This window comes from Candidatus Rickettsia barbarica (assembly GCF_041477405.1).
GTDB lineage: Bacteria > Pseudomonadota > Alphaproteobacteria > Rickettsiales > Rickettsiaceae > Rickettsia > Rickettsia rickettsii.
The window spans coordinates 42,583-56,201 of sequence record NZ_JBEWYL010000003.1 but is presented as its reverse complement, the minus strand read 5'-3'; the positions used below and the strand labels follow the sequence as shown (position 1 = coordinate 56,201).

Sequence of the window (13,619 nt, the reverse complement as noted above, 5' to 3'; positions counted from 1 at the left end):
AAATTTCTGCTAGACTCTTAAGCGTGTTTTTTTATAAAATTAAATTTTAACAAATTCTATTTTCGGTTTTATTTACCAAAACTTTATACTCTTTATTTAAACCTTTAACGGCATATATCCATAATATTACTATTACAAAGAATATAGAAGCAAAATAAGGAGTTGCCTCTACAAAACCAAATGCAGGAAATAAAATAAAGAATGTAGATTGAATAATAGCACCACCTGATTTACCAAATCTTCCTCCGATAACTTCAACAGCAGCTTGCCCTTTTACTCGTAAATCCTTATCAAGCGGAATATACGCCATGTTTTTAGTGGCATCAAATAAAGAATATTTTATACCTTTACTTAAAACATTTTGAATCATACCGATCATAACAGCAAGTGCTAAAGGACCTGAAACAAGAATACCTGTTAAATGCATAGCAATAACACTATCAAAAAAGATAAATGCAAAAAACGCTGCACCGGTAATTAACATCATTAATGGAGTTATCATAGCTGCAGTTAGCCATGATACTTTTCTTAAAATATTACTACCTATAAGCATAAAAGCAATTGCAACCCAACCCTGATAAAATTGGAACTTCCCCATATATATAGTGTAAGCCTCTTTCGTCAGATATAATTCTTTTACTTTGGATTTCCAAACACCTTCAACTAAATTTACTGAAACACCGTAAGCAATAAGTAACAATGCAATATAACCTACATACTTAGAAGTAAAGATCATTTTAAAACTGTCTATTAATGACATTTTAGCTTTAGCTTTCTTTTCTTTTACTAATGCCGGATCATAAAGTCTAGGATCGGTTAGAACGTTTTTATTCATCCATCTATATGTTAATATTACCAAAAAGCTACTTATTATCATTATAACAAATAAAGGCACAAATTTTAGATGTTCTGCAACTATTTGAGTTTTTTCATGCAAGCAATATCCAATAATTACGGATGTTACAGGCAATGCTAAATTAGCAAGTAAACCAAACATTGAGTAAAAACGTTTAGCTTCATCGGTTTTAGTAATTTGGTTAGCAAATTGCCAAAATAATAAACTAAGCATCATTGTTCCCCAAAGCTCTGCCATAGTATAAAAAGATGCAAAACTCCATTTCCCAACTATTCTTATAAACCATTTGAAATTAGGATAAGCTACACTCCAAGATTCTATGGTTTCAGGATCAGGATGAACTGAATCAGGGTAAGGGTAAAGAACAAACGCAAATAATGCAAAATACCCTAAGAAAAATGAAGTAATAACATAAAACACGTTTTCTTGCTTTAAAATATCGCAGAGCTTAACATAAATTACCATAGCGATTACGGCAGCAGGGAGTACTATATATGTTTTTAAGAAACTTATTGCTTCTGCTCCTATATCCGTTACTACAAACCCGTCTTTAATTGAACGAAGCGTTGAGTAGTTTAATAAAATACAGAACATCATAAACGCCATAGGAAGAAACTTCTTATTTTCATATCTTTCTATAGGCCAAATTACCTTGCTTAGTTCCGAGAGATAATTGTCATTTTTGGGAGTATTCATAAATTAAATTTTTCTATTTATTTTGAAGATAAATATTATACTAGAATATGTTAGAAAAGTCAAACTTATTGATTTTTCTCAAAAGAAATGAAATAAAATTATAAAATTTAACCATAATGCCTCTTTACTTGGAGAGAATCTCTTACTCTTGTCCGTCCATATTTTAACTATTTCAAAAAGCCTGTTAAAATAAGGTTTTATTGTATCTTCATGCATATTGTAAAAATCACGATCATCACGTTGTATAATATCTGAACCGTATCCGTAAGAAACATAAAAAATGCCTTCCGGCTTTAATGCAGCATGAATTTTTTATACACATTGATTGTTTCATTATAAGGTACATAAAGGAGAGTTGCTTGAGCCCAAACACCATCAAACGACTCCTTAAAATCGATATCTTGAAAAGTGGAGTGCAGTACATCTTATTCCGGTTGCTTTTGTAGCTCATTTAACCATTTCGGTTGAACCGTCAAAAACAGTAACTTGATATCTTTGACTTAAACAATATCGTGTATCACGACCAACTCCGCAACCTGCATCTAAAATATGAGCTTGTTCAGGTAAATAGCTAGTAAATGCTTTATAGTTATTAGACAAATCTGCATTGATTGTTCTGCTATAAAACTCTTGAGCGTTATTATTATTGTATATTTTTCCCAACTATTAGTATATTTATACTCACCAAACAATAACATACAAATAGAAAACACATATAATTTCTATTATATAATAGACTTCTTTTCGAACTCGCTTGTAGGGAGAAATTTGGAGGAAACACGAAACGCAGCACCGCAGCGTATAAAAAAGTACGTGAGGATGCGAGTACCGGATTGACGTATAAATTACCCCTAGAAGTAGAGTTCCAAAAGAAGTCTATTGACTATTAGACTTAAAAATGGTCTACTTATCAAGAATAAGGCTTAAGGTTTATATGATAAAAAAAATAATATTTGGAATAGCTATTTTACTTAGTACAAGCTGCTTTGCCAATAGTACAACTTCTGACGGCTCAAAAAAAGATGCAGCAAAAACTAACGATATTACAACACAAAAAATTATAGATGATTTTTCTGCTTACGCCGGTACTATAAAACCGGAAGTACGGAAGGAAATACAAAAATATAGAGTAGCAATAGTCAAGATTAATAAGAAGAAACGTGAACTATATAACAGGCTTTCCAAAGAGGCTCAAAATTTTTTAGCAGAGCAACAAAAATATAAACAAAAACTATCTATCTCTAAGCTATCGGTAGAAAACGACCAAAAGAATAATACTGCTGATTCTAATGATAATAAGAGCAAAAATATAAAATAAATTACTTTTCTTAGCCGTTATTGTACGGGTCAAAAATCGTCATTGCGAGCAGCCGTAGGCTGTGGCGGCAATCTCATGAAATAATAACAAACTCCTGAGATTGCTTCGTCAATTGCTACGCAATGTCCTCGCAATGACGGATAAACCTATCCATACAACAACTCCGCTTTTAGCTAGGTATTTCATAAATCTGCTCTACTACACCATCAAGACCCATTAAAAAAGTATAAACTTTTAATTGGGGGAATTGTTCTTTTATTATATCACGGGCCTTGTTTAAAATTGCTGCATGTGCTGCCGTTTCTTTTTCCTTGGTATTTAGCTGTTCCTGACCTATAAGTATTTTATAAGCTCCACATTCTCTATGATCAAGAAAAACAATTTGTTTTATGTTATGTAATTCTTGCAAAATCTCAATAGTATCTTCTATTGTTTTTCCCCAATAAGTATATTTGTCGTTAATGAGAGCAAGCGATGCACCGGGCAGTGATACTTTATCAAAATTATCTTCTAATCCTAATTGCTTCATTAATTTATCTGTTTCATCTATTAATCTAAAATCTACACAACTAATTAAAAGAGTAGAAGCTTCATTTAATGTTTTTAAATGTTCATTACTTACTTCTACCTTCACAACTTTCTTATTGGCAATTATATCATTGTTAGCAGCGTAAAGATTTAAACTAGACACCATAATAAACCCTAATAATTATATATTTTACATGTATCATAAAATTCTCCTATTTAAAAATATTTCTTACAGGCTTTAAAATAAGAATAACCTGTAATGATTGTTAAAAAAGCGGCAATCCATAAAATTATTTCCCCTACTATATCTAAATAAATAATTCCTGAACCTTTTGAGCCTAGTATCAATATCGATAAAGCAAACATTTGTAAAAACGTTTTTACCTTAGCAAGTCTCGATACAGGCACACTAACCTTTACTAGAGTTAAAAATTCCCGAAGACCGCTAACTAAAAATTCTCGTGCTAAAATTAATAAGCAAGGTATCTCATCTACATTATCTTTTTTTAGTAGCATGATAATAACGCAACCTACAAGTAGCTTATCTGCTATAGGGTCAAACATCTTGCCGAAACTTGTAATTAAATTATATTTTCTTGCAATATAACCGTCAAAAAAATCCGTAATACTAGCTAAAACAAATAATAATGCCCCAAGTGTACGTGCAAGTGAATTATTTATATAAAATACCAGTATAATAACTGGAATTACCATTATTCGAGCAATAGTTAAATAATTAGGTAAATTTTTATCTATTCTCATTAATTAAATTTATTAATATAATATTGTTGAATGATGGATAGAATATTATTCCAAGACCAATATATTAAAAGTCCCACAGGAAAACTACTAAACATAAATAAAAAAATTAGCGGCATAAATTTCATTACTTGAGCTTGCATCGGATCCGCAGGTTCAGGACTCATTTTTTGCTGTAAGAACATAGTAATAGCCATTAAAATAGGCCATGCTCCAATCATTAAAAATGACGGCGGCGAAAACGGTAATAAGCCGAATAAATTAAAAATAGTAGTAGGGTCAGATGCAGATAAGTCTTTAATCCAGCCGTAAAACGGCGCTTGCCGCATTTCAATAGTTACATACAATACTTTATAAATGGAGAAAAATAACGGAATTTGAACAAGTATAGGTAAACAACCAGCTACCGGATTTACTTTTTCTTTTTTATATAAAGCCATAATTTCTTGATTTAAACGTGCTTTATCATCACTGTATAAATTTTTTATCCTATCGATTTCCGGCTGTAAATTTTTCATTTTTTTCATCGAACGATAAGACTTATTGGCTAAAGTAAACATTAATAGCTTAATTATAACCGTAACAATTAATATACTAACACCGAAATTACCGACATAGCCATAGAAAAAATTCATGGCGTAGAAAACCGGTTTGGTAATTATATAGAACCAGCCGAAATCAATAGCTCTATCAAATAATTTAATATCATATTGCTTTTCATATTTATCAAGCAAGTCTACTTTTTTTGCTCCAGCAAAAATTCTGCTTTTAATTGAAAAATTTTCGCCAGGCTTTATTATTTGTACCGGTGAAATAAAATCTACCTGATATCTTTCAGTCCCTTGCTTAAGAGCATAATTAAAATTTGAGCTGTAATTACTTGATTTATCCGGAATCAAGGAAGATAACCAATATTTATCGGTAATCCCTATCCAATCAACCTTACTTGCTGCAAATTTTTCACTTTTCTTATCTTTAATATCATCATAAGAATATTCTTTAAGATTCTCGTCTATACACCCGATAGGTCCTTGATGTAATATATTCACCGCTTTCTCTACGGCAATATATTTACGATTTATTAAACCGTAAGATTGCACAGGAAGTTCTTTATCACTATTATTAACGATGGTTTGCTCTATAGTAAATAAATAGTTTTCATCGACAGTAATAGTAACTAAAAATTTAACTCCGTCTTCATTAACCCAAAATAAATGCACAGGTTTTTCAGGGCTTAATATTTCACTATCACTATTCCATATAGTATCGTTGTTAGGGAGTTTTACACTAGATAAATTACTAACTAAACCAACTTCAGCAAAATATGCATTTTCTGTATTAGCCGGTGAAAATAATCTCACTTCAGGACTATTTTTAGATAAATCTTGTTTATATTTCTTTAATATTAAATCATCAAATCTAAGTCCTTTTAATGAAATAGAACCGGTAAGTGATTCAGATTCTATTTTAATACGCTGTACTTGACTTTCTTCTTGCACAACAATACCAGTTGCAGGTTCGACTAAAGCTTTTAACTGTTGTTTCTTTAAATTTTCTGCTTTCTGCACTGCTATTTGCTGTTGCTGTTTTTTTTGTTCAGGTTTTACAACAAAATACTGCCAACCGAAAATTATACTTAAAGACAGTATAATAGCGGCTATTAAATTAATTATATTATTATTCATTCCTAGGTCTTAAATTTTAATATTTTTAAAGCTTTAAGTTTTAAAGCATTTAGAGCAAATAATCAAGTAGTATAATATACTTCTTTGCTTTCAAAAGTAGTAAAAATAAATTAAATTTGTATCCAAGCTGAAAGACAACTTCCAGCTTGGATACAAATTTAATTTATTTTTACTACTTTTCATTTTACTTCGGATATATTATACCACTCCTACATTCTGAAATATTTTTAATTTAAATTCAGGAAGTATGGAAATGAAATGTTCAGAAATATTGTCCTGTATATTTTCATAACCTACTAAATTTACTTCTTTAACAAAGATATATATTTCTATAGGCAACCCATTAATCGTAGGTTCAAGCTGTCTTACTAGAAAAGTAAACCCTTCGGTATAAACTGCTGGATTATTTTTTAGATATTCCTGAATATATAATTTGAATAGTTTAATGTTGGTTAAATCTTTCTCTTCTTTATCAAGAGTGATTTTATCTATTACATCCTTTGATATATAAGGAGATTTTTTTAGTGCTTTTAAAATAGTAGCATCACAGAAGTTAATAGTTGCCATATTAATATTAAATACTCTCTTTACCCTTCTTGCTCCTGATTCACTAATTCCTCTATAATTAGTTACGTTAGAATTTAAAATGCTGTAAGTAGGAACTGTGGAAATAGATTGGTCAAAATTCCTAATTGTTACTACGGAAATAGTAATTTTTTCAACTGTTCCTTCAATTGTGCCTATACGTACCCAGTCTCCAATATTAATAATTTCTTGAGTAGTTAGTTGCAAGCTTGCAAGTAATCCTAAAACGGTATCTTTGAAAACAAATGTTAAAAGAGCTGCGGCTGCACCTAAGCTTGTTAAGAATGTACTAAGCGAAATATTTAATATATATGAAATAGTTACCATTGCTGCAATAACTATGACAACAATTTTTAATATTTGAAAATATAAGCTAAGCGGTGCATTTTTTGTAACGGCTTTGATTCTATTGTGATACAGATCTGCAAAAGCATCTATAAGCGTTAATAATAACATCGTCACAGATATACCAGTATATAAGATTACTATAGTATCTTTGATTCCCAGTAATACATGTGCTTTAAAAGAAGTAGAATGAAAAATCTTTCCCCAACATACAAAGTAAAGTGCTAATAAAGTATGTAATAAATAACAAAATATAGGATATTTTTTTATCCTTTCATAATCATCATAATGATGTCTAGTTAAATAATTTTTTACCGGAATAAAAATTAATCTTTTAATTAGAAATATCACCGGTATAAGAGATACTAACATAACAAACAATAATACTAACTCAGTACTTGAGGTATGATATAGATCCATTAAATATTGCATATTTTACCTATCATTATTATTATAAATATAAATCTTTTTTATTATTACTAAGAATTTTATTTTTATCAATAATTTTAACTCAAAAGAATTTGGTATTGCTAAGCAAATATAGATACTGTCATTGCAAAGCCACGCAGCAGCTGCGGCAACCTATAAAAATAATAAAAAACTGAATTGCCTAGTCAATTACTTACATAATTTTCCGTAACTCAGACGTTAAATGAATTAAATAACTTATTTATCTATGACATGTCCTAATATCAATCCAATTATTTTCTCTATAGGTCCACTTGCTATCTCTTGGTATTCTCTTTCATATGTAATAGGAATTTTGCTAGGCTGGTTCTATGCAAATAAAATTATAGAAAAATTTAAGCCTCAAATTACCAAAAAAAATCTAGAAGATTTCATTACTTATGCCGTTATAGGCATAATAGTCGGAGGCAGACTAGGGTTTGTTTTATTATATAATCCTTCTAGATATTTTTCAAATCCAATAGATATCTTAAAAACTTATGAAGGTGGGATGTCTTTCCATGGCGGAGCTTTAGGGGGGATTATTACTGCTTATTTGTTTTGCCGAAAATATAAAATTAATTTTTTAAGTCTCACGGATATAATAGCCCCTGTAGTACCTATCGGATTATTTTTAGGTAGAATCGCTAATTTTATTAACGGCGAACTATACGGACGTATTACAAATTCTTCTTTTGGTATGATTTTTCCGAATAGCGATTTGATGCCAAGACATCCTAGTCAATTATATGAAGCTTTTTTTGAAGGTTTAGTATTATTTAGTATCTTAGCATATACAACATTTAAGCACAAAACTCTTAAAAAGTGCGGTTTAAACTCAGGAATATTTTTCACATTTTACGGTCTTTTCCGAATCACTATTGAAATATTTAGAGAACCCGACATACAAATCGGGTTTATTTTAGATAGCTTAACTATGGGACAGATTTTATCTGTACCTATGTTACTTTTAGGAGGTTATTTAATATGTCAATCGAATCCAAAATAAGACAATTAATTGATCAAAACGGTTATATTACTTGCGATGTCCTCATGCAGGAGGTATTAAACTTAAATCCTACTTCCTATTATAAGCAAGTAAAATCATTAGCTAATGAAGGTGACTTTGTTACGGCTCCTGAAATTTCACAGCTATTCGGTGAAATTATCGGCTTATGGTGTATCAGAGAGTGGCAAAGAATTGGCTGCCCAAAAAGTCTTAGTTTAGTAGAGCTTGGTCCTGGTCGAGGTCTATTAATGCGTGATTTACTACGTACTGCAAAATTAGTACCGGAATTTTATAAAGCCTTATCAATTGAACTAATAGAAATTAATAAAAATTTTATTGCTTATCAAAAGGCTAATTTACAAGATATTAATTTACCGATTAGTCATCAATCATTTGTAGAAGACATAGCAAAAAAACCTACTATAATAATAGCTAACGAATTCTTTGATGCTATACCGATAAAGCAATATATTAAAGTCAAGGAATTATGGTATGAAAGAATATTTGTAGTGCAGCCGGTAGACGAAAGAATTAAATACGATAAAATAAGCGTTAATAAGCAACTACAAGAATATCTGCTGTGTACTCATATTGAAGCAAAAGACGGGGCAGTACTTGAAGAATCTTATAAATCGATAGAAATTATAAAATTTATAGCGCAGCATCTAAAAAGACTAAGCGGCAGTGGCTTAATAATAGATTACGGCTATGATATAGCTCCGAATGGTAGAACTAGATATCAATATAATCAAACATTACAAGCTGTTAAAAACCATAAATATTGCCCCATCCTTGAAAATCTTGGAGAAGCTGATTTATCGGCACATGTGGATTTTTATGCATTAAAGACGGTAGCTAAAAACAGCAAAATAAACGTAATAGATACAATATCGCAACGAGATTTTTTAATAGAAAATGGAATCTTATTACGCAAACAAACATTGCAAGACAAGCTTAATGATAGACATCTTGCCAAATTCGCTTATAGAGAGGAATTTAAAGGAGACACGAAACGCAGCACCAAAGCGTACACTTTAGTACGTGAGGATGCGAGTATCGGATCGACGTATAAATTACCTCTAGAAGTAGAGTTTGGCAAGATGTCTGAGCAGGCACAAATAATAGAAAGACAGGTAGAAAGACTACTATCACCGAAACAAATGGGAGAATTATTTAAAGTATTACAAATTATGAATTAATTTAGGTTTTGTGGACATTTCTAAAAAGATTTAATTTTGGCTATTTGTTGCTGCAAATTATAAGATTTTTTTGAAATATGACTAACTATTCCGCAAAAATCTTATTAATTTTTGTTACAAAATACTTCAAAATAGCAAATCAACTAAAAATGTCCACAAAAAAACCTAGGTTCTGAGTCTTGATTATAAATGGACAACTTAAGTCCCCTTCTTCACATTTCAGCATGGCTTCAAATTCTTTTTTATACGCTCTTCGATTTTTCCTGTAAGATGTAAGACACATAAGAAGTATCATTGGATATACGGAACCGCCATAAACCCCAAAACTTCGAAATTCACAATCAGTATCTCGGTACTTAAGCCATAAATTTGGGGATTTTTTAAGTAAATTAACTTGTTCTCGTTTGTCTGAAATATGTTTTAATATTTCTTGGTATATTTGATTTAGTTTCTTATCAACTGTCTTATATTCTGCAGCGACACAATAATTCATATCACCTTGTATCATGGTATTATTACAATCAACAGAAAATAATTGCTTAATTAATTATTTTATCATTTTTAAAAATAATTAATTAAGAATTACAAACCGTGACGTTCTGCAATTAAACTTTTTATTTTACCGATAGCTTTAGCAGGATTTAAGCCTTTCGGGCAGGTCTTAGTACAGTTCATAATCGTATGACAACGGTAAAGCTTAAATGGGTCTTCTAAAGCTTCAAGACGTTCACCGGTATTATCATCCCTTGAATCGGCAATCCATCTATATGCTTGTAGTAAAATCGCAGGACCCAGATATTTATCACCGTTCCACCAATAGCTAGGACAAGCAGTAGAACAACAAGCACATAATATACACTCATATAAACCGTCAAGCTTTTCTCGGTCTTTAATCGACTGTAACCTTTCAGAGTTTGAAGGGGTAGGGCTATCGGTTTTGAGCCAAGGTTCTATAGATTCGTATTGTGCATAAAAATGCGACATATCAGGTACTAAATCTTTCACTACTTTCATATGAGGAAGCGGATAGATTTTGATATCGCCTGATATATCTTCTATTGGTTTTATGCATGCTAAAGTATTTGTACCGTCAATATTCATTGCACAACTACCGCAAATTCCTTCCCGACAAGAACGCCTAAAAGTTAAAGTAGAATCGATTTCGTTTTTGATTTTAATTAAAGCATCTAAAACCATCGGTCCGGTTTTGCTTAAATCTATCTCAAAACTATCGATAGTAGGATTCTTATCAAGATCAGGGTCATACCTATAAATTTTTATCTTTCTAGATTTAAGCATTTCCTCTTGTTCTTTATGCTCTCTACCTTTTTTTACTACTGAATTTGGCGGTAACCTTAACTCTGCCATTTTAAGTACTCTCTTAAAATTTGTTTTTAGAACTATACAAAATAATTAGCTAATTCACAATCTTTCATACCTGTTACGTGGATGACATTAATGTCTCTAGGTTGCCATGCTACTTACAGTTACTCATAAGGTATTGCCAGCGTGGATACCGATGTCATTCCCGCAACAGCAGGAATCCAGAAAAAATAGTCTTAGTACTACTAAAAAAACAAATTTTTTGTAGGTTTTACTGGATTCCCGCTTCTGCGGGAATGACATCAAAAGCATTTACTGGTCCACGCAACAACGCCTACTCACAATGACGATATTTATAGTTAGCAATCCATATACGAAGATCAACTGCAAAAAGAGCCAGGAGTTCACAAGACGAGGAACGCAGCATATACTTAATACGTGAGTACCGCAGTACTTGTAGAACGACTTAGCCAATTTTTGAAGTTAATCGAGTATATTCCATTATCCATTAAACTGCTCTTTTATTGAGTCATATATATTTTATAATCTCATCTAATTTTTTAGTTTCAATTACACTGCCATTATTAATATTCAGAATATGTTTAACATTCTCAAGCAATAATATATAGGGTTTGTGATATTGTACTATTCTGATTATTTCATACAAAAGTCTACATCTCCTATACCCAAGCCTCTTACCTGAAATACTAAAAGATTGGCAAGGAAAACCGGCACATAAAATATCATGTTTAGGGATTTTGGTTTCTGATATTCCCGTAATATCACCGTATGGGCTTATCACCGAAATTTCTTTTATATGCTTCTTGTACGTCTTTGTCTATGAAAAAACACATTCAAGACCCTTTATTTCCAAGGCTTTTCTAAAACCACCGATACCACAAAATAAATGTATAAATTTATACATAAATTATACTACTAAACTTAGGAAGCGTAATTTTCTTTTTTAGCTTTAGTTGTTTTTGTTTTCTCAGGTGATTTTTCTTTATCTATTTTTATAGTAGATGAATCATTAAAAGGAAATTTATTCTCCTCTTCTGAATCTAAAGCTCTACCACTAAGTAAATTTTTAATTTGCTGACCGGACAATGTCTCATATTCAATTAAAGCATTTGCTAAAGTATGAAGTTGATCTATATGTTTTGTTAAAATATCTTTTGCAAATTCATATCCTTGCGTAATAATTCTTTTAACTTCAGCATCAATTAACTCTGCAGTAGCTTCCGAGGTTTCATTATTAGGTTGTCTACCATACATATCGTCACCACTTGAACCGTGAAATATCGGTCCTATTAAATCACTTAAACCTGCTTTTGTAACCATCGCTCTGGCAATATTAGTTGCACCTTTTATATCTGACGAAGCTCCTGAGGTAACTTTATTTCTACCGAAAATAATTTCTTCCGCTACTCTTCCTGCCATATAAACTGCTATAGATGATTCCATCTGTTCACGATTCTGAGAATATTCATCAGTTTCAGGAAGTCTTTGCACCATCCCAAGAGCATTACCACGCGGTATAATCGTAGCCTTATGAATAGGCGATGCTGCAGGACAATAAAGTCCTACTAATGCATGTCCGCCTTCATGATATGCAGTCAACCTTTTTTCTTTCTCCGACATTGCAATGGAGCGACGTGCAACTCCCATCAGCACCTTATCTTTTGCCTCCTCCATGTCGTGCATATCTACTTCTTTCTTACCAAGCCTTGCAGCAATAAGAGCAGCTTCATTAACTAGGTTAGCAAGTTCAGCACCGGAAAAGCCCGGGGTACCACGAGCAATAATTCGTGCTAGTACCGTACTATTATATTTAATTTTCTTTAAATGTACTTTTAGAATTTGCTCACGACCGTTTATATCAGGGTTTGCAACGGCAATTTGACGATCAAACCTACCGGGACGCAGTAATGCACGATCAAGAACGTCAGGACGGTTTGTAGCTGCAATGATCACAACTCCCTCGTTTGCTTCAAATCCATCCATTTCGACTAACATTTGGTTTAAGGTTTGCTCACGTTCATCATTGCCGCCACCCATACCGATACCTCTATGACGACCTACCGCATCAATTTCATCGATAAAGATAATACAAGGAGCATTACGTTTACCCTGTTCAAACATATCACGCACACGGCTTGCACCGACACCTACAAACATTTCAACAAAATCAGAGCCGGATATGCTAAAAAACGGAACATTAGCCTCACCTGCAATTGCTTTAGCAAGAAGTGTCTTACCGGTTCCGGGAGGACCTATAAGTAAGCAGCCTTTCGGTATTTTACCACCAAGCTTTTGGAACTTGCTTGGATCCCTTAAAAAATCTACTATTTCAGTTAATTCTTCTTTTGCTTCATCGATACCTGCTATATCTTTAAAGGTAATTTTTGGTCCTTTATCTGATAGCAACCTAGCTTTAGATTTTCCAAACCCCATGGCTTTCCCACCTCCATGCATTTGACGCATGAAAAAAACCCAAACACCTATCAATAAAAGCATAGGAAACCAAGAAATTAAAAAGCCTAAAAAGGTATTCATTCTTGTTTCAAGAGGCACTACTTCAATATTAACGTCATTGCTAGTAAGACGATTTACTAAATCAGGATAATCAGGAGCATAAGTATTAAAAGTAGAGCCGTCATTTGAAGTGCCTTCAATTACTCTACCCTGAATTTTTACCGAATTAACGGTCTTTTCATCAACTCGTGTTAAAAAATCCGAGAAAGTTATATTATTTCTTCTACCAAGTAAACTGTCAAATTGGAACACATTAAAAAGTAATATTACAAAAATAAAAAGTGCTGCCCAAGCTAAAATACTTCTACCTTGATTATTCATCGATATAAAACCT

General features: G+C 31.9%; 11 protein-coding genes and 3 pseudogenes. 4 read left to right on the top strand and 10 right to left on the bottom strand.

All coding sequences use genetic code 11. The features are described 5' to 3' along the window. Nucleotides 1–46 precede the first annotated feature (46 nt). A complete protein-coding gene (gene tlc1 / locus ABVF33_RS04945; protein ID WP_499706493.1) occupies nt 47–1,552 on the bottom strand; it encodes an ATP/ADP exchange transporter Tlc1 in 1,506 nt (501 codons plus the stop codon). A gap of 447 nt (nt 1,553–1,999) precedes the next feature. Beyond that, on the bottom strand, nt 2,000–2,215 hold the full coding sequence (locus tag ABVF33_RS04940) for a class I SAM-dependent methyltransferase (RefSeq protein WP_499706492.1): 216 nt from the start codon (nt 2,213–2,215) through the stop codon (nt 2,000–2,002). A 71-nt stretch (nt 2,216–2,286) separates the two neighbouring features. Between ABVF33_RS04940 and ABVF33_RS04935 the strand changes: the two are divergent. Then, nucleotides 2,287–2,436: pseudogene (locus tag ABVF33_RS04935) on the top strand (palindromic element RPE1 domain-containing protein); the annotation flags it as partial. 50 nt (nt 2,437–2,486) lie between these two features. Beyond that, nucleotides 2,487–2,870, top strand: coding sequence for a hypothetical protein (locus tag ABVF33_RS04930; protein WP_499706491.1), 384 nt, complete (start codon nt 2,487–2,489; stop codon nt 2,868–2,870). 169 nt (nt 2,871–3,039) lie between these two features. Here ABVF33_RS04930 and ABVF33_RS04925 read toward each other — a convergent pair. The 4 genes and pseudogenes from ABVF33_RS04925 to ABVF33_RS04910 all read right to left on the bottom strand — a co-directional run bounded on the left by ABVF33_RS04925 (nt 3,040) and on the right by ABVF33_RS04910 (nt 7,204). Further along, nucleotides 3,040–3,601: pseudogene (locus ABVF33_RS04925) on the bottom strand (carbonic anhydrase). Between the two features lie 13 nt (nt 3,602–3,614). Further along, nucleotides 3,615–4,160, bottom strand: coding sequence for a CDP-diacylglycerol--glycerol-3-phosphate 3-phosphatidyltransferase (pgsA, locus tag ABVF33_RS04920; RefSeq protein WP_499706490.1), 546 nt, complete (start codon nt 4,158–4,160; stop codon nt 3,615–3,617). After that, nucleotides 4,160–5,842, bottom strand: a complete 1,683-nt coding sequence (gene yidC / locus ABVF33_RS04915; RefSeq protein ID WP_499706489.1) for a membrane protein insertase YidC — start codon at nt 5,840–5,842, stop codon at nt 4,160–4,162. Before yidC ends, pgsA begins: the two co-directional genes overlap by 1 nt. A gap of 198 nt (nt 5,843–6,040) precedes the next feature. Continuing rightward, nucleotides 6,041–7,204 carry a mechanosensitive ion channel family protein gene (locus ABVF33_RS04910; protein ID WP_499706488.1) on the bottom strand — a complete coding sequence of 388 codons (1,164 nt, stop codon included), beginning with the start codon at nt 7,202–7,204 and terminating at the stop codon, nt 6,041–6,043. 244 nt (nt 7,205–7,448) lie between these two features. Between ABVF33_RS04910 and lgt the strand changes: the two genes are divergently transcribed. After that, nucleotides 7,449–8,228: a prolipoprotein diacylglyceryl transferase gene (gene lgt, locus ABVF33_RS04905; protein WP_499706487.1), complete on the top strand. Its 780-nt coding sequence runs from the start codon at nt 7,449–7,451 to the stop codon at nt 8,226–8,228. Then, a complete protein-coding gene (locus ABVF33_RS04900) occupies nt 8,207–9,427 on the top strand; it encodes an SAM-dependent methyltransferase (protein ID WP_499706486.1) in 1,221 nt (406 codons plus the stop codon). Before lgt ends, ABVF33_RS04900 begins: the two co-directional genes overlap by 22 nt. A 139-nt stretch (nt 9,428–9,566) precedes the next feature. On the opposite strand, the gene ABVF33_RS04895 is transcribed toward ABVF33_RS04900, so the two are convergent. From ABVF33_RS04895 to ftsH, 4 genes and pseudogenes are all read right to left on the bottom strand, one after another. Continuing rightward, entirely contained in the window at nt 9,567–9,935 is a 369-nt protein-coding gene (locus ABVF33_RS04895) for a lysozyme inhibitor LprI family protein (RefSeq protein ID WP_499706485.1), read from the bottom strand. 74 nt (nt 9,936–10,009) lie between these two features. Then, nucleotides 10,010–10,795 carry a succinate dehydrogenase iron-sulfur subunit gene (locus tag ABVF33_RS04890; RefSeq protein WP_499706484.1) on the bottom strand — a complete coding sequence of 262 codons (786 nt, stop codon included), beginning with the start codon at nt 10,793–10,795 and terminating at the stop codon, nt 10,010–10,012. Between the two features lie 484 nt (nt 10,796–11,279). Then, nucleotides 11,280–11,675, bottom strand: a pseudogene (locus ABVF33_RS04885) (DNA cytosine methyltransferase). Between the two features lie 17 nt (nt 11,676–11,692). Continuing rightward, entirely contained in the window at nt 11,693–13,606 is a 1,914-nt protein-coding gene (gene ftsH, locus ABVF33_RS04880) for an ATP-dependent zinc metalloprotease FtsH (RefSeq protein ID WP_499706483.1), read from the bottom strand. Between the last annotated feature and the right edge of the window lie 13 nt (nt 13,607–13,619).

What these genes read in the sequence shown, in the direction of transcription:
- tlc1 (WP_499706493.1), bottom strand. Translation starts at nt 1,552, where the DNA reads ATGAATACTCCCAAAAATGACAATTATCTCTCGGAACTAAGCAAGGTA.
- ABVF33_RS04930 (WP_499706491.1), top strand. Translation starts at nt 2,487, where the DNA reads ATGATAAAAAAAATAATATTTGGAATAGCTATTTTACTTAGTACAAGC.
- pgsA (WP_499706490.1), bottom strand. Translation starts at nt 4,160, where the DNA reads ATGAGAATAGATAAAAATTTACCTAATTATTTAACTATTGCTCGAATA.
- yidC (WP_499706489.1), bottom strand. Translation starts at nt 5,842, where the DNA reads ATGAATAATAATATAATTAATTTAATAGCCGCTATTATACTGTCTTTA.
- ABVF33_RS04910 (WP_499706488.1), bottom strand. Translation starts at nt 7,204, where the DNA reads ATGCAATATTTAATGGATCTATATCATACCTCAAGTACTGAGTTAGTA.
- lgt (WP_499706487.1), top strand. Translation starts at nt 7,449, where the DNA reads ATGACATGTCCTAATATCAATCCAATTATTTTCTCTATAGGTCCACTT.
- ABVF33_RS04900 (WP_499706486.1), top strand. Translation starts at nt 8,207, where the DNA reads ATGTCAATCGAATCCAAAATAAGACAATTAATTGATCAAAACGGTTAT.
- ABVF33_RS04895 (WP_499706485.1), bottom strand. Translation starts at nt 9,935, where the DNA reads ATGATACAAGGTGATATGAATTATTGTGTCGCTGCAGAATATAAGACA.
- ABVF33_RS04890 (WP_499706484.1), bottom strand. Translation starts at nt 10,795, where the DNA reads ATGGCAGAGTTAAGGTTACCGCCAAATTCAGTAGTAAAAAAAGGTAGA.
- ftsH (WP_499706483.1), bottom strand. Translation starts at nt 13,606, where the DNA reads ATGAATAATCAAGGTAGAAGTATTTTAGCTTGGGCAGCACTTTTTATT.